Origin of the sequence: Flavobacterium eburneipallidum, assembly GCF_027111355.2 — a bacterium.
GTDB lineage: Bacteria > Bacteroidota > Bacteroidia > Flavobacteriales > Flavobacteriaceae > Flavobacterium > Flavobacterium eburneipallidum.
The window spans coordinates 1,492,968-1,513,363 of record NZ_CP114291.2 but is presented as its reverse complement, the minus strand read 5'-3'; the positions used below and the strand labels follow the sequence as shown (position 1 = coordinate 1,513,363).

Annotated in this window: 25 protein-coding genes; 17 read left to right on the top strand and 8 right to left on the bottom strand. The window is 31.6% G+C overall.

Annotation, left to right across the window (positions count from 1 at the left end; genetic code table 11):
- Window positions 1-25: 25 nt before the first annotated feature.
- Window positions 26-442 (bottom strand): Holliday junction resolvase RuvX, encoded by a 417-nt coding sequence (gene ruvX, locus OZP15_RS06340; protein WP_269227622.1) that lies wholly within the window; start codon window positions 440-442, stop codon window positions 26-28.
- 163 nt (window positions 443-605) lie between these two features.
- Here ruvX and OZP15_RS06335 point away from each other — a divergent pair, with 163 nt between their 5' ends.
- The 3 genes from OZP15_RS06335 (at window position 606) to OZP15_RS06325 (ending at window position 3,718) form a co-directional block, all read left to right on the top strand.
- Window positions 606-1,421 (top strand): 2,3,4,5-tetrahydropyridine-2,6-dicarboxylate N-succinyltransferase, encoded by an 816-nt coding sequence (locus tag OZP15_RS06335; protein ID WP_281337307.1) that lies wholly within the window; start codon window positions 606-608, stop codon window positions 1,419-1,421.
- Window positions 1,422-1,560: 139 nt separating this feature from the next.
- On the top strand, window positions 1,561-2,637 hold the full coding sequence (locus tag OZP15_RS06330) for a glycosyltransferase family 9 protein (RefSeq protein ID WP_281337306.1): 1,077 nt from the start codon (window positions 1,561-1,563) through the stop codon (window positions 2,635-2,637).
- Window positions 2,630-3,718, top strand: a complete 1,089-nt coding sequence (locus tag OZP15_RS06325) for a UDP-N-acetylglucosamine 2-epimerase (protein WP_281337305.1) — start codon at window positions 2,630-2,632, stop codon at window positions 3,716-3,718. Before OZP15_RS06330 ends, OZP15_RS06325 begins: the two co-directional genes overlap by 8 nt.
- A 66-nt stretch (window positions 3,719-3,784) precedes the next feature.
- Here the strand turns inward: OZP15_RS06325 and OZP15_RS06320 are convergent, their stop codons facing one another.
- Both OZP15_RS06320 and OZP15_RS06315 read right to left on the bottom strand, forming a co-directional pair.
- Window positions 3,785-4,549, bottom strand: a complete 765-nt coding sequence (locus OZP15_RS06320; RefSeq protein WP_281337304.1) for a lipopolysaccharide kinase InaA family protein — start codon at window positions 4,547-4,549, stop codon at window positions 3,785-3,787.
- A 25-nt stretch (window positions 4,550-4,574) separates the two neighbouring features.
- Complete coding sequence (locus OZP15_RS06315; protein WP_281337303.1) at window positions 4,575-5,357, bottom strand: DUF5672 family protein; 783 nt, start codon at window positions 5,355-5,357, stop codon at window positions 4,575-4,577.
- Window positions 5,358-5,537: 180 nt separating this feature from the next.
- Here OZP15_RS06315 and OZP15_RS06310 point away from each other — a divergent pair, with 180 nt between their 5' ends.
- The 7 genes from OZP15_RS06310 to OZP15_RS06280 are packed head-to-tail and all read left to right on the top strand — an operon-like array spanning window position 5,538 to window position 11,380.
- Window positions 5,538-6,494, top strand: coding sequence for a glycosyltransferase family 2 protein (locus OZP15_RS06310; RefSeq protein WP_281337302.1), 957 nt, complete (start codon window positions 5,538-5,540; stop codon window positions 6,492-6,494).
- Window positions 6,495-6,517: 23 nt separating this feature from the next.
- On the top strand, window positions 6,518-7,081 hold the full coding sequence (locus OZP15_RS06305) for an L-threonylcarbamoyladenylate synthase (protein WP_269227618.1): 564 nt from the start codon (window positions 6,518-6,520) through the stop codon (window positions 7,079-7,081).
- Window positions 7,082-7,118: 37 nt separating this feature from the next.
- Window positions 7,119-7,502 (top strand): GxxExxY protein, encoded by a 384-nt coding sequence (locus OZP15_RS06300; RefSeq protein WP_269227617.1) that lies wholly within the window; start codon window positions 7,119-7,121, stop codon window positions 7,500-7,502.
- A gap of 34 nt (window positions 7,503-7,536) precedes the next feature.
- Complete coding sequence (locus OZP15_RS06295) at window positions 7,537-8,958, top strand: CCA tRNA nucleotidyltransferase (protein ID WP_281337301.1); 1,422 nt, start codon at window positions 7,537-7,539, stop codon at window positions 8,956-8,958.
- Between the two features lie 49 nt (window positions 8,959-9,007).
- Window positions 9,008-10,030 carry a COX15/CtaA family protein gene (locus tag OZP15_RS06290; protein WP_269227616.1) on the top strand — a complete coding sequence of 341 codons (1,023 nt, stop codon included), beginning with the start codon at window positions 9,008-9,010 and terminating at the stop codon, window positions 10,028-10,030.
- 8 nt (window positions 10,031-10,038) lie between these two features.
- Complete coding sequence (locus tag OZP15_RS06285; RefSeq protein ID WP_269227615.1) at window positions 10,039-10,551, top strand: hypothetical protein; 513 nt, start codon at window positions 10,039-10,041, stop codon at window positions 10,549-10,551.
- A 58-nt stretch (window positions 10,552-10,609) separates the two neighbouring features.
- Window positions 10,610-11,380 carry a CDP-alcohol phosphatidyltransferase family protein gene (locus OZP15_RS06280; RefSeq protein ID WP_269227614.1) on the top strand — a complete coding sequence of 257 codons (771 nt, stop codon included), beginning with the start codon at window positions 10,610-10,612 and terminating at the stop codon, window positions 11,378-11,380.
- Between the two features lie 56 nt (window positions 11,381-11,436).
- Here OZP15_RS06280 and OZP15_RS06275 read toward each other — a convergent pair whose 3' ends face one another.
- From OZP15_RS06275 to OZP15_RS06255, 5 genes are all read right to left on the bottom strand, one after another.
- Window positions 11,437-12,042, bottom strand: a complete 606-nt coding sequence (locus OZP15_RS06275) for a thioredoxin family protein (protein ID WP_269227613.1) — start codon at window positions 12,040-12,042, stop codon at window positions 11,437-11,439.
- 12 nt (window positions 12,043-12,054) lie between these two features.
- Entirely contained in the window at window positions 12,055-12,531 is a 477-nt protein-coding gene (locus OZP15_RS06270; RefSeq protein WP_281337300.1) for a TlpA disulfide reductase family protein, read from the bottom strand.
- A 428-nt stretch (window positions 12,532-12,959) separates the two neighbouring features.
- Window positions 12,960-13,718 (bottom strand): LytR/AlgR family response regulator transcription factor, encoded by a 759-nt coding sequence (locus tag OZP15_RS06265; protein ID WP_269227611.1) that lies wholly within the window; start codon window positions 13,716-13,718, stop codon window positions 12,960-12,962.
- Between the two features lie 69 nt (window positions 13,719-13,787).
- Complete coding sequence (locus OZP15_RS06260; RefSeq protein WP_269227610.1) at window positions 13,788-14,096, bottom strand: 2TM domain-containing protein; 309 nt, start codon at window positions 14,094-14,096, stop codon at window positions 13,788-13,790.
- Window positions 14,097-14,114: 18 nt separating this feature from the next.
- Window positions 14,115-15,455, bottom strand: coding sequence for a histidine kinase (locus tag OZP15_RS06255; RefSeq protein WP_281337299.1), 1,341 nt, complete (start codon window positions 15,453-15,455; stop codon window positions 14,115-14,117).
- Between the two features lie 345 nt (window positions 15,456-15,800).
- Between OZP15_RS06255 and OZP15_RS06250 the strand changes: the two genes are divergently transcribed.
- The 7 genes from OZP15_RS06250 (at window position 15,801) to OZP15_RS06220 (ending at window position 20,349) form a co-directional block, all read left to right on the top strand.
- Window positions 15,801-16,358: a sugar O-acetyltransferase gene (locus OZP15_RS06250; protein WP_281337298.1), complete on the top strand. Its 558-nt coding sequence runs from the start codon at window positions 15,801-15,803 to the stop codon at window positions 16,356-16,358.
- 15 nt (window positions 16,359-16,373) lie between these two features.
- On the top strand, window positions 16,374-16,763 hold the full coding sequence (gloA2, locus tag OZP15_RS06245; protein WP_269227609.1) for an SMU1112c/YaeR family gloxylase I-like metalloprotein: 390 nt from the start codon (window positions 16,374-16,376) through the stop codon (window positions 16,761-16,763).
- Window positions 16,764-16,877: 114 nt separating this feature from the next.
- Entirely contained in the window at window positions 16,878-18,158 is a 1,281-nt protein-coding gene (locus OZP15_RS06240; protein ID WP_281337297.1) for a chloride channel protein, read from the top strand.
- Window positions 18,159-18,162: 4 nt separating this feature from the next.
- A complete protein-coding gene (locus OZP15_RS06235) occupies window positions 18,163-18,759 on the top strand; it encodes an HPP family protein (protein WP_269227607.1) in 597 nt (198 codons plus the stop codon).
- A gap of 251 nt (window positions 18,760-19,010) precedes the next feature.
- Window positions 19,011-19,313 (top strand): hypothetical protein, encoded by a 303-nt coding sequence (locus OZP15_RS06230; protein ID WP_269227606.1) that lies wholly within the window; start codon window positions 19,011-19,013, stop codon window positions 19,311-19,313.
- 64 nt (window positions 19,314-19,377) lie between these two features.
- Window positions 19,378-19,662, top strand: coding sequence for a hypothetical protein (locus tag OZP15_RS06225; RefSeq protein ID WP_281337296.1), 285 nt, complete (start codon window positions 19,378-19,380; stop codon window positions 19,660-19,662).
- A 144-nt stretch (window positions 19,663-19,806) separates the two neighbouring features.
- A complete protein-coding gene (locus tag OZP15_RS06220; protein ID WP_269227604.1) occupies window positions 19,807-20,349 on the top strand; it encodes an IS1096 element passenger TnpR family protein in 543 nt (180 codons plus the stop codon).
- Window positions 20,350-20,396 lie beyond the last annotated feature (47 nt).

Genomic DNA, 20,396 nt, shown 5'->3' with positions numbered 1-20,396 from the left:
GATACAAATGTTAAAACGGTTATATTTAAAACATTTTTCTCGTTAAATAATCCTGAAGCATAATTGTTGCCGAAATTTCGTCAATCAAGGCTTTATTTTGTCTTTGTTTTTTACTCATTCCGTTGTCTATCATGGACTGAAACGCCATTTTTGAAGTAAAACGTTCATCTACTCGAATGACTTTCATCTCTGGAAAATGATTGGTAAAATGAGTCACAAATCCTTTGATAATAGAAGTACTTTCGGATGGTTGTCCGTTCATTTGTCGGGGTTCGCCAATGAGTACTGCTTCGACTTTTTCTTTGGAGAAATAATCTTTTAAAAAATCAATTGCTGTGGCAGATGGTATGGTTGTCAAGCCCGAAGCGATGATTTGCAATTCGTCCGTAACTGCTATTCCAGTACGTTTTTGTCCGTAATCTATGGAGAGTATTCTTGGCATTTTATTTTTCAATTATTTCACAAAGATACATAAGAAACAAAAAAATTGATAGTCGTGAAAAATTTACTCACTTTAAAACAAAAAAAGTAAATATGTTAGTTTATATATTACAAAGTTGTTTTCAAAAAAAATCCCTTTATCTTTGCCAAAAAATTTTACAAAAATGAACAAATTACAATCTATAATAGAACAAGCTTGGGAAAACCGCGCTTTGCTACAAGAAACAAAAACTACTGATGCTATCAGAGAAGTTATTGAATTATTAGACTCTGGAAAATTGCGTGTTGCTGAACCAAAAGGTGACGGATGGCAAGTAAACGAATGGGTAAAAAAAGCCGTGGTAATGTATTTCCCTATTCAAAAAATGGAAACTTGGGAAGCTGGAATTTTCGAATACAATGACAAAATGTTATTGAAAAGAGATTATGCTGAAAAAGGAGTTCGTGTAGTTCCGGGAGCATCGGCTCGTTATGGTGCTTATATTTCTAGCGGAGTAATTATGATGCCAAGTTATGTAAACATTGGTGCTTATGTTGATGCAGGAACAATGGTTGATACTTGGGCAACTGTTGGTAGTTGTGCTCAAATTGGTAAAGATGTTCACTTGAGCGGTGGAGTTGGTATTGGCGGTGTTTTAGAGCCATTGCAAGCTGCACCAGTAATCATTGAAGACGGTGTATTCGTAGGATCTAGATGTATTGTTGTAGAAGGTGTTCACGTAGGTAAAGAAGCTGTTCTTGGCGCTAATGTTTGTTTGACTGCATCAACAAAAATCATTGATGTTACAGGTGACGAACCAGTTGAAATGAAAGGATTTGTTCCTGCTCGTTCAGTAGTGATTCCTGGAAGTTATACTAAAAAATTCGCTGCTGGCGAATTTCAGGTTCCATGTGCTTTGATTATCGGAACTCGTAAGCCTTCAACTGATTTGAAAACATCATTGAACAATGCGTTAAGAGAATATGATGTAGCAGTTTAAAATTCAAATTACAATATCTTAAATTCCAAATTCCAATCTACACAAGATTTGAATTTGGAATTTTTTATTACAACTTATTCCTGAATATTGATTTTTTTTGCTTCAATTTGTACGATTAAAAATCGATTCCATCTTCGAAATGAAAATATTAGTTATACAACAAAAAATGATTGGCGATGTACTCATAAGTAGTATTATATGCAACAATTTACGTTTAGCTTATCCTGATGCTCAAATTGATTATTTAGTTTATGAGTCAACTAATCCTGTCTTGGAAGGCAATCCAAATATTGATAACCTTATTTTATTTCAAGATAAACATCGCAAGAATAAAAAAATGTTTTTGGATTTAGTACATGGAATTCGAGATACAAAATACGATTTATTGATTGATGCCTATTCTAAATTAGAGAGTTGGCTAATTGCATTATTAAGTGGTGCCAAGCAAAAAATATCCTATAAAAAATTCGGTCGCAATTTTATCTATACTGATAATGTTATTTTTTCCAACGTTCCAAAAACAAATTTAGGTTTAGCCATCGAAAGACGACTTGCTTTACTAGAACCCTTAAATCTAAAAATCGAAGTAGATCCTTATCCTAAATTATTTGTTACCGAGAAAGAAAATCAAGAAGCACTTGCTCTTTTTGAACATTATCACCTAAAAAAAGAAAGAAAAACAGTCATGATAAGTCTTTTGGGTAGCGAAAATTCAAAAACGTATCCTCTGGAATATATGTCTAAAATAGTTGATACAATAGCTGACTCATTTGATGTCAACATACTATTTAATTATTTTCCAAAACAAATTAAGGAAGCCAAAATCGTTTTCGATTTTTGTAAACCTTCTACCCAAGAAAAAATTTATTTTGATTTATTAGGCAACGATTTACGCTCCTTTATTGCTATTATGAACAATTGTGATATTATTGTTGGTAATGACGGTGGAGCTATTAATATGGCAAAAGCACTAAACAAACCTTCATTTGTCATTTTTTCTCCGTTTATAAAAAAAGAAAACTGGAGCACCTTTGAAGATGGCTATATCAATATGGCTGTTCATTTGAATGATTTTTCACCCGAACTAATTGGTACTAATTCCAGAAAAAAACTTAAAGAAAACTCTTTAAAGCTTTACAAGCTCCTAAAACCTGAATTGTTTTTAGAAAAACTAACTCATTTTTTAACCTCACATATTCTTACCAAAAATGTATAAATTTTTAATCTACATATCACACCCTTATAGCATTCCTATTGGCATGCCTTTACAAAAAGAAATAGAAAATCGAGGTTATCAAGTTTATTGGTTCTCTGATTTAGAATACACCAAAAAGTATTTTGATTCTCCTAATTTGTTACTACAAACCGTAAAAGAAGTAATTGATTATCAACCTCACATTGTTTTAACTGCTACAGATATTGTTCCTGATTTCTTTAGCGGTATCAAAGTACAGATATTTCATGGATTTTTATCTAACAAAAGAGAAGAAATGAAAAGTCATTTCAGGATAAGAGGTTTTTTTGATTTATACACAACCCAAGGTCCATCAACCACTAAAGTTTTTGAAACTTTAGCTAACAAACACGGCTATTTTGAAGTTGTAGAAACAGGATGGTCTAAAGTGGATCCGTTATTCCCAATAGAAGAAAAAATTAAGACCGAAAGACCTGTAGTTTTAATATCTTCAACCTTTACCACACGATTAAGTCTAGCAAAAAACGAAGCTGTTTTTGCAGAAATAAAACGTTTAGTAGCAAGCGGAAATTATGATTTTTTGTGTGTTTTACACCCAAAACTGGAAGACAATATCAAAGATAAATTCAAAACATTAACAGGCGAACATTTTACCTATTTTGACACAACAGACTTAATTCCATTGTTCAAAAAAGCAGACATTATGTTCTCTGACACTACATCGGCTATAATCGAATTTTTATTGCAAAAAAAACCAGTTGTAACATTCAGAAATAACAAACCAGATGATCATCTTATTGATATAACAGAAGTTTCTGAAATTGAAAATGGAATTAAACTGGCTCTAACCAAACCAAGCAAAACCATGGACGCAATAGAGAAATACATACACATTACGCACCCTTATTTTGATGGAAAATCAAGTGTGAGAATTATAGATGCAGCGATTGCTTTCTTAAATAAAGATAAATCTCATCTTAAATCAAAACCTCTAAATTTGGTTAGAAAACGAAATATTAGAAAACTACTTCATTATTTTACCTTCAAATCCTATTCAAAACCACTAACCTTGACTTTGGATTCGACAAATAAAAAACAGTAATCAAGTTATCAAATATTATATTTCAAAAAAAGCATTTGTAAAATTAATTCACAAATGCTTTTTTTGTTACTTCCAAAATTTCAATCTCTTTTTCAATCTTTTCTTTCTATAAAATTTATATTGAAAATCAGAAGTAAATCTCCATAATGTATCAAACACAACTTGCTCTGTTTTTCCGTACAGTCTAGCATATTCAATACTCATTACAACAACCATTTCTTTTTTTGGTGTCAAGCGACTTAAATTTTTCATCCTTGCATCAAAATCCATATTCTGATGAAAATTCATCCTGTTTAAATCAACTAAAAAGAAATCGTAATTTCCGTCCTCTCTTTTTTTTATCAAAGTATTCCCTGGCGAATGGTCCAAAAACTCTACTCCATTCTCGTGCAAGTGAAAAGAAAACTGGGTAAATTGTCTTAAAATAGCTTCATGATCCGGAAAATCTGGCATTAAGACTAATTCTCTAAAAGTCAAATCGCAATCAAGATGTTCACTCACATAATAACTATCCTTAAGCCCAACTAAATCGTAATTTTCAAAATAAGCTATAGGCTGCGGTGTTCCAATTCCTTTTTCCAGTAAAGTGGTCGCATATTCAAAAGAACGCCTCGCTTTGCTTTTTCTGAAATATTTATAGACAATTTTATTGATTAAATGCGGTTTTTTGAAGGATTTAATATTGATAGTTTTGTCTCCAACAGTAAATAATTTGATTTTATTTCTTTTACCATCTCCAAAAAGAATGCCTTTTGAGTTGAAGTTTTTTATAAAATAAAGTACTTCTTTAGTATCAGTAACACCTTTAGAAAACATAAGCTTAGTTGTCATTTTTTTTTCTTTTTACTGTATTGTCTTACTGATTATTCAAAATTGGTTTCCAAAAATCGATAACTTTTGGTTTATTAATTCCATGACATCCAAAAGGAAGCTGATTATTATTCAATGCTAAAGCAATTTTAGGTTTGCGGTCTATTGCAAAACCTAGTGCTTCTTTATAATCTGGAATTCTAAAATTTTCATTAAATTCGATTGCTTTTAAAGACCAAAAAACATCTTCAATGGCGTATATCTTCTTCTTATCAGCACTTAAAAAATCTGAAATAAAAGTCTCCTGTTCTTTTACAATTTTATAATGTGAACTTACTTTACGCAATGAAAAACCTCCATTCCCTGTTTTAAAAAAGATTTGCTTGCGTTCCTTTTTCTTTTCAGAATCAAAAAGTGATGAAATTGCATTAACGATTTTCATTCCTACCGTATTGTATTCTGTCGCAATCCATGGTGCTCCAATATAATCGTATTCTTTTTGACACCACATCGATAATTCATCATTAAAAACAAAAGCATCTAATTGATATATCAAAATATATTCTGAATCCAAAAAACGCTCATAAAATAATGGCGACAATAATAATTTATTATATCCCTCTATATTTTGGAAATAATATTTTGGAAAACTTTCAACAATAATTCCATCGAAATTTGCTGTAATAAAGGAATTATCCAATCCTTCGGGTTGCACCAAAACAATTTCATAATTACCAAGCACTTTCATACACTGCAAAAAAGATTTTTCTTCAAGCTCTCCAAAAAAAGATTTGTATATTGGTATGATTACTTTTACTCTGTTTTCCATAATTGTTGGCTACAATTTTCAAATATTAAAGAATTGACTGGCGAAATTTATTGGATTTGTTAAATTTTGCAACTCAATACAAATATAGAATTATTACATTTGTGAGCAATAAAAATAGTTCCCTCATTTTGTCATACAGTTTTTTTTTCAGAACCAGTAAATAGAAAATACCAACAACACATGAAAATTTCTGTAGCTCTATGCACCTATAACGGTTCGAAATATCTTACTAAACAAATCGAAAGTATTTTAAATCAAGAAGGAACAACACCCGATGAAATCATTATTTGTGATGACAAATCAACTGATGAAACTCTAAAAATCATTACTAAATATAAAGATTTTTACCCAGATATTTTTAAAATTTTCATCAATGATGTAAACCTTGGAAGTACAAAAAATTTTGAAAAAGCCATTTCGCTCTGTTCTGGAGATTACATCTTTTTATCTGACCAAGATGATATATGGAAAAAAAACAAAATTCAAAAAACCGTAGCTATTTTTAATCAAAACCCCAATGCTGAAGGTGTGTTTTCTAATGCTGATCTAATTGACCAAAATAACGACCCCATTGAATCATTAACAATATGGGAATCTGTCTTTTTTTTAGAAAAAGAATTACCTAAACCTATTGATTATTTTAATATTCTTTCAAAAAATGGAAATATTGCTACAGGAGCAACAATGTGCATCAAAAGTTCAATCAAAGAGTTTATTTTTCCTTTCGATGGCTGTATTCTTCACGATGAAAGAATTGCCAACATACTAGCTCTCCGAAAATCTCTTTTCTATTCTACAGAGAACTTAATTTCATATCGGATACATGACAAACAACAAATCGGAATGAAAAACATTGATAGAATTATACAAAAAAACAGATTAAAAAGAATAATACTAGATTTAGACAAGCCTGTAACTTTCACTGAATACAGACATTTGTTTAAAAAGAAATATCTAAAGTTTAAAAAAGCGAAAAAATTTCAAAACCATATATTAATAAAAAAAGAAAGACAAAATTTGATATCAAATTGCCATAAAGAATTATCTGAAATAAATATTGAAATGAAGTCAAAATTTTTGTTGAGACACACAATTTTCAAACTAATGGACCAAATTTTAGGAAAAAGAAAATATTAAGTAAAACAAACTATCGTAAAATTATGATTAACGACGAAATCCAAAAAGCATTCGAAATCATACAACAAGGCGGAATTATCCTTTACCCGACTGACACCGTTTGGGGAATTGGTTGTGATGCTACCAATGCCGAAGCGGTTGCCAAAATCTACAAACTCAAACAACGCGACGATTCTAAAAGCATGATTTGCTTGATGAATGGCGAGAAAATGATGTATAATGTCTTCAAAGACATTCCAGAAGTGGCTTGGCAAATTATGGATTTATCCGAAAAACCAACGACTCTAATTCTTGACAATCCTAGAAATGTAGCAGCAAATCTAATTGCTACCGATAAAACGTTAGGCATCCGAATCGTCAAAGAACCATTCTGTTTCAAATTGATGGAACGAATGAAAAAACCATTGGTTTCCACATCAGCAAATATCTCGGGTCAGCCTACTCCTATTGCCTTTAAAGATATTAGTCCCGAAATTATAAAAGGTGTGGACTATGTTGTAAATTTGCACCAAGATAAAATCAACGGAAAACCTTCTACAATCATAAAATTGACGAGTGATTCGCAGGTGAAAGTGATACGAAAATAGCAAAAACACCGCAGATTCGCAGATTAATTTTATTATTATGGATGATTATTTACATAAAGATAAAACTTACAAAATAATAGGAATCCTATTTGAGGTTCATAAAAATCTTGGAAAAGGATTTTCTGAAATTGTGTACAAAGATGCTATTGAATATGAATTTAAACTAAACAACATCGAATTTGAACGTGAAAAAGAGTTTTCAGTAAACTATAAAAACACTGTTTTAAATCATAAATTTTACGCTGACTTCGTAGTTTTTAATGAAATAATCCTAGAAATTAAGACCGTCGATTGCTTTAACAGTGCACACTACAATCAATGTCTAAATTATCTAAAAGTATCGAACAAAGAATTAGCATTATTAGTTAATTTTAACGCTGTATCATTAGAACATAAAAGAATCGCACTTTCAAGAAAATAAAAAAATAATCTGCGAATCTGCGGTTATCAAAAATATGAATTACAAATCAGCCTTAAATAATAAAATCTTCGAAGTCATTTCTCAAGCTTCACAAGAACTTCATCTTGAAAGTTACGTGATTGGTGGTTTTGTGAGAGATTTGCTCTTGGAACGAGACTTCAAAAAAGACATCGATATTGTTGCCGTGGGAAGCGGAATCGAATTAGCCTTGAAAGTTTCGGAATTATTGCCAAAAAAACCAAAAGTTCAGGTTTTCAAAACCTATGGAACGGCAATGTTACGCTTTGAAGATACCGAAATCGAATTTGTAGGTGCTCGAAAAGAATCTTATACTCACGACAGCAGAAATCCAGTTGTCGAAAACGGAACTCTGGAAGACGACCAAAACCGTCGTGATTTTACCATCAATGCTCTAGCATTATCATTAAGCGAAAATAATTTTGGAAAATTATCAGATCCTTTTAATGGATTAGAAGATCTTAAAAACAAAATTATTAAAACACCGCTTGATCCGGATATTACTTTCTCTGACGATCCGTTGCGAATGTTGAGAGGTATTCGCTTTGCAACTCAATTGGGTTTCGAAATAGAAGAAAAATCTTTGAATTCTATTACCAAAAATGCCGATCGAATCAAAATCATTTCTGGCGAAAGAATTGTTGATGAATTGAATAAAATTCTTTCTACCGAAAAACCTTCGGTTGGCTTTTTATTACTTTACAAAACTGGACTTTTGGACATTATCCTTCCTGAATTAACAGCTTTGAATCAAGTGGAGGAAATTGAAGGTCAGACTCATAAAAACAATTTTTATCATACGCTGGAAGTAGTTGATAATATTTGTCCAAATACTGATGATGTTTGGTTGCGTTGGGCTGCTTTATTACACGATATTGGCAAAGCTCCTACCAAACGTTTCAACAAAAAACAAGGCTGGACGTTTCACGGTCACGAATTTCTAGGCGGAAAAATGGCCAAGAAAATCTTCGAGAGATTGCGAATGCCATTGAACCAAAAAATGAAATTTGTACAAAAAATGATTATGATGAGTTCCCGCCCGATTGTACTTTCTCAAGATTTAGTAACTGATTCTGCCGTGCGCCGTTTAATTTTTGATGCTGGCGAAGATGTAGAAAGCTTAATGACATTGTGCGAAGCTGATATTACAACCAAAAACCCTAGTAAATTCAAGAAATACCATCACAATTTCGAGATTGTACGCAAGAAAATTGTAGAAGTCGAAGAACGAGATCAAGTTCGTAATTTTCAACCACCTATTTCTGGCGAAGAGATTATGGAAATATTCAATTTAAAACCTTCTCGTGAAATAGGAATACTGAAAGAAGCAGTGAAAGAAGCTATTTTGGAAGGTGAAATCCCAAACGAATATCAAGCGGCTTATGATTTTGTGTTGAAACGTGGAGCCAAGTTAGGACTAAAGATTAACAAATGTTGAATCAAGATTTAATTGTATTTGAAATACTTTTGCATAAAGAATTTAATCAATGAAAAACGAAAACAAAGCCGTAATTATTTGGCTCCTTTCAGGTTGCTTATTATTGTTTATAATGGTCATCGTTGGTGGTATCACTCGATTGACCAATTCAGGATTATCAATGACCGACTGGCATTTGGTTACCGACACCTTCCCTCCATTAAGTGAAGAAAAATGGTCACAAGCATTCGAAGAATACAAGAAATTTCCCGAATACCAAAAAATCAATATTCATAATGATTTTCAACTGGATGATTATAAATTCATCTATTTCTGGGAATGGTTTCACCGTTTTATTGGGCGAATCATTGGACTAGTTTTTATTGTTCCTTTTATCTATTTCCTAATCAAAAAACGACTTTCTAGTGAAACCATAAAAAAATGTGTAGTACTACTTTCCATGGGAGCTTTTCAAGGTTTTTTGGGTTGGTTTATGGTTCGTAGCGGCTTGATTGACAATCCAGACGTGAGCCATTTCAGGCTTTCTTTGCACTTGACTTTTGCCTTTATTACCTTTGCTTATACGCTTTGGGTAGCCTTGGATTTAATTTATCCTGACAGAAAACCCGCCTTACTTTCACTCCAAAAAATAGCTCGTTTTACACTGTTTTTCTTATTGTTGCAAATTATTTACGGTGGATTTGTTGCAGGTTTAAATGCAGGTTTAATTCACAACCACTGGCCTTTAATGAGTGACGGTGAGTTCTTTCACGAAAGTATAACATTAGAAAAAGACTCTTGGTTATTAAGATTGACCGAAGGCAAAAGCGGCGTTCAATTTGTACACAGAACTTTAGCTTATGTGGTAGTTGGATTTATATTACTGTTATCCTACAAAAGCCATAAATTTGATTTAACCAAACAGCAAAAATCAGGAATAAATGTTTTGGTAATTATTGTGTTTTTACAATTCAGTTTGGGAGTTTTCACTTTGCTATATAGTGTTCCGCTTTGGTTAGGACTGACGCATCAAATCATGGCTTTCTTTTTATTAACGGCGATGACTTATACCCTACACAGGCTTTCTAAATAAAATTTGAAATGATAAAAAAAGTACTCCTTCTAATTTGCATACTTCTACTGACCAATGCCTATGCTCAAAACAACCCTTTAATTGTTCTTGATGCAAAAAAAATAGGTTTTATAAAAGACATTAATGAGCAAATACAAGCTATAAATCCAGACGATGTTTCAATTGTAACGGTCTATAAAGATTCACTAATTTGCCAAAAATATGGTTCTAATTCAGGGGTTATTATTATTACGACCAAGAAATTCATATTGGACACATTTTACAAAAACAACATTGAAAATTCATCGCTAAAAGAAAAAATTAAGTCATCGAATGATTTACTAAAAATCGGAGTAGTAACCGATAATCCAGAAAGCAAAAACCAACCCTACGATGAATTAGTAAAATATATCGACACTTACAGCATTAGTGAGAAACCAAAAAAAGTAGCTCAAATAATCTATATAAATCCTGAAGATTCCATCAAAATAAATCCAAAATGGGTTGATGGTGCTATAGAAATTGATGCCGTAATCGAATAATTTTTTATTAAATTTACCTCTGACTATATTGTCACATCCTTTTGTTTAACATAAAAAAATGTCTAAACTCGCTGCCAAAGATAAATTCTTGGATTTATCGGATTATGGAAGACCGATTGCAAAACTATTTGCCAATCAATTAAAAAATACCCAATTTACCCCCATTCATGTTACCTTACTTTTTGGAGTTTGTGGACTGATTGGTATTTATTGCATTTTACAAGATCACTACTTTCTTGCTGGATTTTTTATCATCCTCAAATCGATAATCGATGCCGCTGATGGCGAACTGGCTCGACTAAAAAAGACGCCTTCTTATGTTGGCAGATATTTGGATAGTGTGTTTGATATTATCCTGAATCTTTTGTTTCTGCTAACGATTTGCTACGTTTCAAAAACCTCTTTATGGATGACGATAATTGCTTTTTTTTGTATCCAATTGCAAGGTACTTTATACAATTATTACTATGTTATTTTGAGACATCATTCTGTAGGAGGAGATCAAACCAGTAAAGTTTTTGAAGATCAATCACCAATCGCATTGCCAGGTGAAACACAAAAATGGGTTACTATTTGGTTCGGGATTTATACTGTAGTTTATGGACTTTTCGATAAAATAATTCACCTTATGGACAGCCAAGCCTACAAGACAAAAAACTTTCCAAATTGGTTTATGACCTTTGTTTCTCTTTACGGATTAGGCTTTCAATTATTGCTTATTGCTGTATTATTACCATTAGGTTACATTGAAATAATTGTACCTTTTTTTATTTTCTATTCGCTATTAATTTTTGTTTTGATAGGCATTCGAAAAGTGTTTATAAAATAAAAAAGAGTAAAAACGAATTTGTCTTTACTCTTTTTCAATGGTCATTTTACCCAAGTTTATTTCTTTGCCTTAATAGAACATCCTATTGCTTTTGTTGTTTCTGGCGAAGGTGTTTTTCCACTTTCTAAAGCTGCAATAGCGTTCTCAAGGTATTTTTCCTTAACCTCTTTTGCGCTATCTACATTATCATCAATAGCTCCAATATACTTCACTACACGATTTTTGTCCAATAAAAAGACATGAGGTGTTTTGGTTGCGCCATATTGTGGATATATTTTTTGTCCTTCGTCAAACAAGTAAGGAAAAGCAAATCCTTTTTCTTTGGCTCTTACTTTCATCAATTCATAACTATCAGTAGGTTCTAAAGCTGGATCATTTGGATTAATAGCTAATAAAATATAGCCTTTTGACTTGTATTTTTTAGCCAAATCGTTAATTCTGTCTTCATACTTTACAGCAAAAGGACAATGATTGCAAGTAAAAACTACAATAAATCCTTTGGCATCTTTGTAATCAGACATTCCATACATTTTACCGTCAACCGATTTTAGTTTAAAATCTGTGGCTTTATCACCAATTTTATATGGGGCTGGTGCATCTGGAGTAAAACCTGAAATAGAAAAAACAGAAACAAATAATAAAAGAGCAGATAAAAATTTCATGATTGAGATGATTTAGTTAATAATTGAATTTACATATTCATGGAGTTCTTGATAGTTGGAAAACATTTTTTCTACAAAAAATTGCTGACCATTTTTGATAATTAATGTTGCTGGAATAGATCCCGACCAATTCTTATCGACCATCGGAAGCCAAGTATTATAGTCCTTATCAGTGAGTAAAACTACTTCAGATTTGATGTTTTTTTTCTTCAAAAAAGGAATCAATTTAGATTCAAATTGGTTCTTAAAATCCAAACTTATCAACACGACTTTTAGGTTTTTATTTTCGGAATTTAATTGTTCAAAATGGGGTAATTCTTTTACGCATGGTGCACACCAAGTAGCCCAAAAGTTGACTACATAAATCGTGTTTTTATCACTCAATATTTCCTTCTTTAGAGTCGAAAAATTATCATAAACAGCCACTTTTTGAGCAACAATTGCGTTTGAAAAAGTAAGCACAAAAACAAAACAAAGTAAATATTTCATCCTGAAAAAATTAAGTATAACTAGCCAAACGAAGGTACAATGTTTGACTAACTTAATAAGGTTGGTTAACAAAATTTTATCAGTTGTACTTAAAAGACAGAGACTTAAAACAGCCCTTATTTTAGCATAAGTAATCCTTTTATTTTTCAAATTCGGGCAAAACAATTACAGTTTTGAAACTAAAGTGACAAGACAACTTTAGAAAATATAAAACAAACCAATCTGTACTTTCCGCACTTCTTATCAAAGAAAATCAAAGTATGGATTTACTGTAAAGAATTTCAAAAACCAAATTCCGTTCTTGGTCTAAAAAACTACTATTTATTGCCTTAAAATCAGTAATAGATTAAATCTATACAAATAACACAACTAATTAAATACCATAAATTTTAAACCTATTTATATAATTTTAAAGTTTAAATCAAATATTAACCAATCCAGGCTTTAAAATCAGCAACTTTTTCTCGACTTACCACCACCTCATCAGCAGAAAATGAGGGTAAAACTACCTTCAAACGCGAATTACTGTAAGCCACAATTTCCTTAATTGATTGTAAAGGCAGAATAAATTTTCGACTGATCCGATAAAATTTTTCGGGGTCTAATTCTTGTTCTAAAACTTCCAAAGTAGATTCAAGCAAATAATTTCTGTTGTCAAAAGTATGAATATAAGTCCCTTTATTTTCGCTAAAAAAACATTCAATTTCATCGGTAGAAATCACTTTTAGGTGCTGCCCTATTTTGACTATGAACCGAGTTTTAAAATTTTTATCAAATGGATTTTGAAGCATTTTTTTAATTAATTCAAAATCCAATTGTGGACTGTTTTGAGGTTTTGGTAAACGCATTTTAAATTTAGAAATTGCCGTTTCTAAATCGTCTTCATCAATGGGTTTTAAGAGGTAATCAATGGAGTTTAATTTGAAAGCTTTTAAAGCATATTCGTCATAAGCAGTTGTAAAAATTACAGCACTTTTTATATCTATTTTTTCGAAGATTTCAAAAGACAATCCGTCCGATAATTGAATGTCTAAAAATATCAAATCGGGATGTTCATTCTTGGAAAACCACTCGATAGATTCCTCCACAGAATGAAGCATCACTCCTACTTCGATTTGGAGTTTTTCGAGTTTGCGTTGCAACAATCTTGCTGCAGGTTTTTCGTCTTCGATTATTAGTGTAACCATTTAAATAAAAAGTTGTATGTTATGAATTGTATGTTTTTGAAGTACTAATCGGAGAACACTGCTCACTGGCTATTCCCATTTTTTATTTTTTTCTTTATTCATAAACTCCCGAATCTTTCTTTCCTCCCAGTTTTGTCCAAAAAACAGGTTTTGTCCAAAAACTGATAATCCGTGAGCCAATAGTCCGATTCCCCAAAACAAGGGTGTATAGAAATTTTCCCAATCCCAAAATCCGCTACCTGTTCTTAAATAAATCTGAATTGTAATAATAGCATTAATCACCAAATAAAAGAATAGATGTGAATAAAACCCTTTGATACTTTTAACTTTTTTTTGAGCAAAAAAATAACGCTCCTCTTGTTGAATATTATTTTCCATTTTGATTGTTTTTTAAATTTATTTCCAAGTTTGCGTTTGATCTTCTTTGCGTAATATTTCCTGAATTTTTCGCTCTTCCCAGTTGGATCCGTAGCCATACACCTTAAGTCCTTTCATCACTAATCCGAATCCCCATCCGAACATTGGAAACCAAAACCATTGAAATCCTGAAGAATATTTCAAATTAATAAAAATTAAAAATGGAATTACAAAGCAATAGGAAATTAAGCTTCCGTAAAAGGCTTTGATTTTTTCTACTTGTTTTTTGGCTTTAAAATAAGCGGTATTCTCGTTGTAAGTGGCATTAGCTTCCATAATTGTAATTTGTTTGGTTAAAATTGGTATTTTGACTGTAAATGTTTGTTCAGTTTGAATAATTAAAACTTTCCGATTGGTAATAATTCCGTAGCGATTGATGATGTTTTGTAAGCCGACTCCTTTCCTATCTGATAAAGTGTCTTTCTTTTGAAAATCGTTTTGAACAGCTAGATAATCACCATCGATAAAAATCGTAATATGCAATGGTCTTTTGTCTGAAACCACATTGTGCTTTACGGTGTTCTCGAGCAGTAACTGTAACGAAAGCGGCACTACTTTAGACTCTGAAATTGCAATTGTTTCGGGTAATTCATAAAACAAACTGTTTTCAAAACGCATTTTTAGCAAGTCCATATAGGTTTTGGCAAAAGCCAATTCTTCTTCTAAAGGCACCAATTCTTTGTCTTTTTGTTCCAAAACATAGCGGTACACTTTAGACAAAGAAGTAGTGAATTGTTGCGCATTTCCTGGATTTTCTTCTATCAAAGAACTCAAAACATTCAGACTATTGAAGAGAAAATGCGGATCGATTTGATTTTTTAAGCTTTCGAACTTGGCATTTGCTGTTCCTGCAATAATTTTTTGTTGTTTGACTTTATTCTCTTGATAGCTTTTATAAAAAAAGAATGCGTGAAAAGCCAATGTCACAAAAAATGTAATAATTATTGCAACTAAATAATTAGCCAATACTTCATTTTGAAAAAAAACAGTTAGTGTTTTTCCCTCAACGACTACATCTTCAAAAATTCGAAGTAAAAAAATAGCTAAAATTGAAACTATAAAAGAACCTAAAAATCCAATAAACACTCTCCTTTTTGTAAATCTATCTACTTCAAAAAACTTGTCCAGATAAATAAATAAAACAGCATTAACAAAATACAGAACAAGGCTATAAAGCATCGTATAGCCAAAATTGACCAATAAATGAAAATCAAAACGTATTGCAACTCCTGTAATCACTTTAACCAATAACAATACTAGAAATATTGCTACTGATAGTATTAAAGCTCTTGGAATTTCTTTTATTAATTTATAAATCATTTTATCGTAGATTAATATTTTTATTTACTACCTGTTTTTGATACATCTCATACTCTTTACTGTTTCTATTTTAACAAAAATAGTTTTTAGGCTTAAAAATAGTCAAAAAAAATCGGACAGATTTTTCAATTATTCTTTTAGAATATTAAATCACAAACAAAAATTACCATTGCTATAATCAGTTTAATCATATTCTTTATTTTTAGCTTGTTGCTTAATTCTGAAACAAACTTACAGTAGTTATTCTACAGCATAAAATTTATACTTACTGAATTGTCGAATTTTGAGGATGAATTGTATGCTCTTCTAATTTCATTTACATTTACAAAACACAATTACTTTATTATGAAAACCGAAAAAGAAAAAATGATAGACGGAGAATACTACTTGGCTGGCGATGCCACTTTAGTAAAAGATCGTCGAAAAGCAAAATTATTACTGCATCGATTGAATGTTACAGAATATCGAATGACCAAAAAAGCAAAGGAAATTTTAGCGGAATTAATTCCGAATTCGGGTAGTAATTTCTACATCGAACCACCATTTCATTGCGATTATGGATATAATATGATTTGCGGAGATAATGTTTATTTCAATGTCAATTGTGTTGTGCTGGATTGTGCTCCAGTTACTTTGGGAAACAATGTTTTTATTGCCCCAAATGTTCAAATTTACACTGCTTCGCATCCGCTTGACGCTGAACTTCGAAAAACGTTAGAGAATGCCTTGCCCGTAACTATTGGCGACGATTGTTGGATTGGCGGAAATTCTGTTATTTGCCCTGGAGTTACTATCGGAAAAGGTTGTGTTATTGGAGCTGGTTCCGTGGTTACCAAAGATATCCCTGATAATTCATTGGCAGTAGGAAATCCTGCTAGAATAATTCGGAAATTAAATCAATAACCTAAACAACAACCAATGCTTCAACTCAACAAAGTTCATCATATCGCCATTTTATGCTCGGATTATCAAAAATCCAAAACTTTTTATACAGAAGTTTTAGGGCTAACTATTGTACGAGAAATTTACCGTGAGGAACGCCAATCCTATAAATTGGACTTGGCATTAAACGGAGATTATATTGTAGAGCTGTTTTCGTTTCCAAATCCTCCCAAACGCCCTTCAAGACCAGAAGCAGTTGGTTTGCGACATTTGGCTTTTGAAGTTAATAAGCTTGAAGAAACAGTTGCTTTTTTGAATACCCAAAATATTGAATCAGAACCCATTCGAATAGATAAAACCACCCAAAAACGATTTACTTTCATAGCCGATCCTGATTTACTACCGATTGAATTTTACGAGCTTTAACTGTAATTTCGATAATTTTAACATTTAATACCTAGATGATTTTATTAAAAACCGATTTTGTTTGACTAATTTTGTGAATATCATAAAACGTATGGTTTTACAAATTTACTTCTAATGAACAATACCACTCGGATTAAAGCAAATTACCAACTAATAAAATTCCAAAAACTAGTCATTGTTTCTATCTTAATCGGTTTTCTTTCCGCCTTTTTAGGACTTGTTTTGAAAAAAGCAACCGAACATTATGAAGAACTTTTTTTTCATAAAGCTACTATCAATCCAATATTTTTTATTGTTTTTCCAGTATTCGGATTGTCAATAATTTACTTTTTAAGACAGTATTTATTTAAGAAAAAAGAAAACAAAGGCATCAAAGAAATTTTTGAAAGCACCAATTCTAAATCTAAAAACCTACCTAGTTATAAAATATCATCCCATTTCATCAACGGATTATTAACTGTTGTTTTTGGTGGTTCTACAGGAATTGAAGTTTCTACAGTTGTCGCTTCGGCAACAATTGGATCAGTTGCTCAACGAAAAGAAAATGTTTTTAGACAATACAAAACCGAACTGATTTGCGCTGGTGTTGCAGCAGGAATCACGGCTTTATTCAGTAGTCCAATTGCAGGAATTTTATTTGCAATAGAGGTTATTTCAAGAAAAGTAACTCGTGCTTTTGTGATTTCAAATCTTATTGCCGTTTCCATTGCTTTTGGTTTGATTACCATTCTAAAAGATGAACCTTTGTTTGCTGTTTCAATTGTAACTTGGCACATTAAAGCCATTCCTTATTTTATCCTTTTAGGAATTTTAGCCGGATTGAATTCGGTTTATTTGACCCGATGTGTTTTGTTTTTCAAATCGCAATTCTCAAAAATTAACACTCATTATTATAAAATCCTTATTGGTTCTGCAGTATTGAGTATTGCATTCTATATTTTCCCGCAATTGTATGGCGAAGGGTATCACGCTATGAAAACCATTTTGGGGAATTCATCTGAAATTCCATTGACCATAACGTTAGCCTTAACTTTCATTGGTTTGTTAATATTAAAACCAATTGTAACTTCCATAACATTAGCTTCTGGCGGAGATGGTGGCGTTTTTGCTCCAAGTTTATTCATCGGTGCATTTTTAGGATTATTAGTAGCTTCTGTTTTAAATACCTTTTTCAATGCAGGTGTAATTCCTTTAAACTTTATGATTATCGGAATGGCAGCCGTTTTAAGTGCTAGTATTCACGCACCATTTACGGCAATATTTTTGGTTTGTGGTTTAACCAATGATTATACTTTATTCCTTCCGATTTTGGTGGTTTGTTTGATTTCGAAATACACCGCAAAAACGATTTATCCATTCACAGTTTATAGTTTCACTCCAAGTATCATAAAATAAAAATATGCCTATCCAAAAAATAAAAAGAAGCTACCGCAAGACCCGTTATATTCTCTACAAAGAAACATTGGTGGATTGGAAGGAGCATTTTTGGGCATTTTTGGGTTCATTTGTTGGTATTGGAATTCTAGCTTATATACAATCCATTCATTTTTCTGGAAATGATGCGGTTTATTTGATTGGTTCTTTTGGAGCATCGAGTGTACTGGTTTATGGTATTATTCAAAGTCCGTTTTCGCAACCTCGAAACTTGGTTGGTGGTCATTTGATTTCTGCTTTTATAGGTGTTACCGTTAACAAGTTGCTTCCCGATATTATTTGGATAGCAGCTCCACTGGCTGTTTCACTTTCTATTGTTTTAATGCAGATTACCAAAACCCTACATCCACCTGGAGGTGCAACTGCACTTATCGCTATTATTGGTTCGGACAAGATTAAAGACCTTGGCTATATTTACCTATTTTCGCCTGTTTTGATTGGTGTTTTGATTCTATTACTAACCGCTTTAATTTTTAACAATATGACTTCTAACAGAAGTTATCCCAGTCATCCAAACTATCATCTTATTAAGAAAAAGTTACTTCATAAAATTAAAAAATAACTGACTCCATTGTAACAAAATGCATTCCCTCAAATTCATTAGTTGCTAGAAATCTAACTACAATGATAAGAACTCTAAATCAAAAGCCAACTTGACTTTTTTCATAAATAACTTTTATATATTAGCTAAATAAAAACTACCTCTTTTATGTCACAAAGCAAACTAAAAACGGTTGAATTGAAGTAACTTTATAGCTTGTATAAACTGGTTATGTTTTATTTAAAAAATTAATTTCAAAGGAATTAAGACAAATGAAAGTCGAAATTAATACACCATATATTTCAATTCTAGGAGAAAAATTGGAATCGATATTAGAAAAAGACTATGAAACATTTTTGCCAACAAAAGCAGATTGGGGCTATGTCTTTAGGTTGAAAATGCGAAAAATTACTTTCGAAATCATTGTCTATGAAAATCCAAAAACAGAAAATAAAATTGAAATTTCGCCTTTCTTTACCACGTATCAGAAAATCATAAAACCGAAATATGCCGTTGAATTACAAGAACTAATTATAATTGTAAAAAATTCACTAATTGAAATAGGAACGAGCTAGAAGCTCGGATTAACGGTAAAAAACTAGGTTATCTCTGTTTTTAAAAAATATAATTATTTAATTTATGGCTCCAATTCACTTAATTACTTTAATCCTTATAATGCAAATTCTTGGATACTTTTTATTAGATAAATATGGCTTTAAAAAGTGGAAATATCTGGTTTTTGGATTAATTTTGATTTTACATTTATTTGTTTTACCTAATTTTTTTATACCCAAATACAAAGAGGGAGAATTTAGATGTGGAATGCCTATTATGGCTATTTATATGGTTTTTTGGTTTATTGGAGGTGGACTAACTATTATTTTTCATTTTGGCTATGTTTTAGTAAAAAAAATTACAAAATAAACCCCCTTTAACTCACCTTCAAATTCCTAAAACCAAAAACCATCAAAAATTCAAGGATTTAAAATCTTATCAACAAATCCAAAATCTGAAATCTAAAATCTAAAATTATATTTTACCTTTGACCTTTCAATAAAAACAAAGATTATGGTTTACAAATTCAGAGTAATTCTTGATGCCGAAGAGGACATTTTTAGAGATATTGCGATACTTGCCGAAGACACTTTAGAGGATTTACACAACGCCATCTTCAATTCTTTTGGATTTGACGGAATGGAAGTAGCTTCTTTCTATACTTGTGATGATACCTGGAATCAGGAAGACGAAATCCCAATGTTTGATACTGGCGATATTCCGGGCGAACAAAAAACGATGAGTGATTATCAGCTTTCGGATATTTTGGATAAAGAAAATACCAAAATAATTTATGTTTATGACTTCATCAACATGTGGACTTTCCTTGTAGAATTAGCCGCAATCGAAGAAATTGTTGCTGGAAATACGTATCCAGAAACCATTTTTGCTGTTGGTGCAATGCCTGACGAAGCAATGGAAAAACAATTTCTTGCCGACGATGATGAAAATGAAAGTTACAACGAATTTGAAGACGATCTAGACGAAGAAGATTTAGATATGTTTAGCGGAGACGATAGTTTTGAAGACTATGGCTTCGAAGAAAACTGGAATTAAAAAAGAGAAGAAATCAATAATAGAGAACCAAGATGAAAGACTTCAAC

What these genes read in the sequence shown, in the direction of transcription:
- OZP15_RS06325 (WP_281337305.1), top strand. Translation starts at nt 2,630, where the DNA reads ATGTATAAATTTTTAATCTACATATCACACCCTTATAGCATTCCTATT.
- OZP15_RS06305 (WP_269227618.1), top strand. Translation starts at nt 6,518, where the DNA reads ATGATTAACGACGAAATCCAAAAAGCATTCGAAATCATACAACAAGGC.
- OZP15_RS06315 (WP_281337303.1), bottom strand. Translation starts at nt 5,357, where the DNA reads ATGGAAAACAGAGTAAAAGTAATCATACCAATATACAAATCTTTTTTT.
- OZP15_RS06330 (WP_281337306.1), top strand. Translation starts at nt 1,561, where the DNA reads ATGAAAATATTAGTTATACAACAAAAAATGATTGGCGATGTACTCATA.
- gloA2 (WP_269227609.1), top strand. Translation starts at nt 16,374, where the DNA reads ATGCTTCAACTCAACAAAGTTCATCATATCGCCATTTTATGCTCGGAT.
- OZP15_RS06280 (WP_269227614.1), top strand. Translation starts at nt 10,610, where the DNA reads ATGTCTAAACTCGCTGCCAAAGATAAATTCTTGGATTTATCGGATTAT.
- OZP15_RS06260 (WP_269227610.1), bottom strand. Translation starts at nt 14,096, where the DNA reads ATGGAAAATAATATTCAACAAGAGGAGCGTTATTTTTTTGCTCAAAAA.
- OZP15_RS06275 (WP_269227613.1), bottom strand. Translation starts at nt 12,042, where the DNA reads ATGAAATTTTTATCTGCTCTTTTATTATTTGTTTCTGTTTTTTCTATT.
- OZP15_RS06220 (WP_269227604.1), top strand. Translation starts at nt 19,807, where the DNA reads ATGGTTTACAAATTCAGAGTAATTCTTGATGCCGAAGAGGACATTTTT.
- OZP15_RS06240 (WP_281337297.1), top strand. Translation starts at nt 16,878, where the DNA reads ATGAACAATACCACTCGGATTAAAGCAAATTACCAACTAATAAAATTC.
- OZP15_RS06225 (WP_281337296.1), top strand. Translation starts at nt 19,378, where the DNA reads ATGGCTCCAATTCACTTAATTACTTTAATCCTTATAATGCAAATTCTT.
- OZP15_RS06335 (WP_281337307.1), top strand. Translation starts at nt 606, where the DNA reads ATGAACAAATTACAATCTATAATAGAACAAGCTTGGGAAAACCGCGCT.
- OZP15_RS06250 (WP_281337298.1), top strand. Translation starts at nt 15,801, where the DNA reads ATGAAAACCGAAAAAGAAAAAATGATAGACGGAGAATACTACTTGGCT.
- OZP15_RS06285 (WP_269227615.1), top strand. Translation starts at nt 10,039, where the DNA reads ATGATAAAAAAAGTACTCCTTCTAATTTGCATACTTCTACTGACCAAT.
- OZP15_RS06300 (WP_269227617.1), top strand. Translation starts at nt 7,119, where the DNA reads ATGGATGATTATTTACATAAAGATAAAACTTACAAAATAATAGGAATC.
- OZP15_RS06230 (WP_269227606.1), top strand. Translation starts at nt 19,011, where the DNA reads ATGAAAGTCGAAATTAATACACCATATATTTCAATTCTAGGAGAAAAA.
- OZP15_RS06235 (WP_269227607.1), top strand. Translation starts at nt 18,163, where the DNA reads ATGCCTATCCAAAAAATAAAAAGAAGCTACCGCAAGACCCGTTATATT.
- OZP15_RS06255 (WP_281337299.1), bottom strand. Translation starts at nt 15,455, where the DNA reads ATGATTTATAAATTAATAAAAGAAATTCCAAGAGCTTTAATACTATCA.
- OZP15_RS06295 (WP_281337301.1), top strand. Translation starts at nt 7,537, where the DNA reads ATGAATTACAAATCAGCCTTAAATAATAAAATCTTCGAAGTCATTTCT.
- ruvX (WP_269227622.1), bottom strand. Translation starts at nt 442, where the DNA reads ATGCCAAGAATACTCTCCATAGATTACGGACAAAAACGTACTGGAATA.
- OZP15_RS06320 (WP_281337304.1), bottom strand. Translation starts at nt 4,549, where the DNA reads ATGACAACTAAGCTTATGTTTTCTAAAGGTGTTACTGATACTAAAGAA.
- OZP15_RS06290 (WP_269227616.1), top strand. Translation starts at nt 9,008, where the DNA reads ATGAAAAACGAAAACAAAGCCGTAATTATTTGGCTCCTTTCAGGTTGC.
- OZP15_RS06265 (WP_269227611.1), bottom strand. Translation starts at nt 13,718, where the DNA reads ATGGTTACACTAATAATCGAAGACGAAAAACCTGCAGCAAGATTGTTG.
- OZP15_RS06310 (WP_281337302.1), top strand. Translation starts at nt 5,538, where the DNA reads ATGAAAATTTCTGTAGCTCTATGCACCTATAACGGTTCGAAATATCTT.
- OZP15_RS06270 (WP_281337300.1), bottom strand. Translation starts at nt 12,531, where the DNA reads ATGAAATATTTACTTTGTTTTGTTTTTGTGCTTACTTTTTCAAACGCA.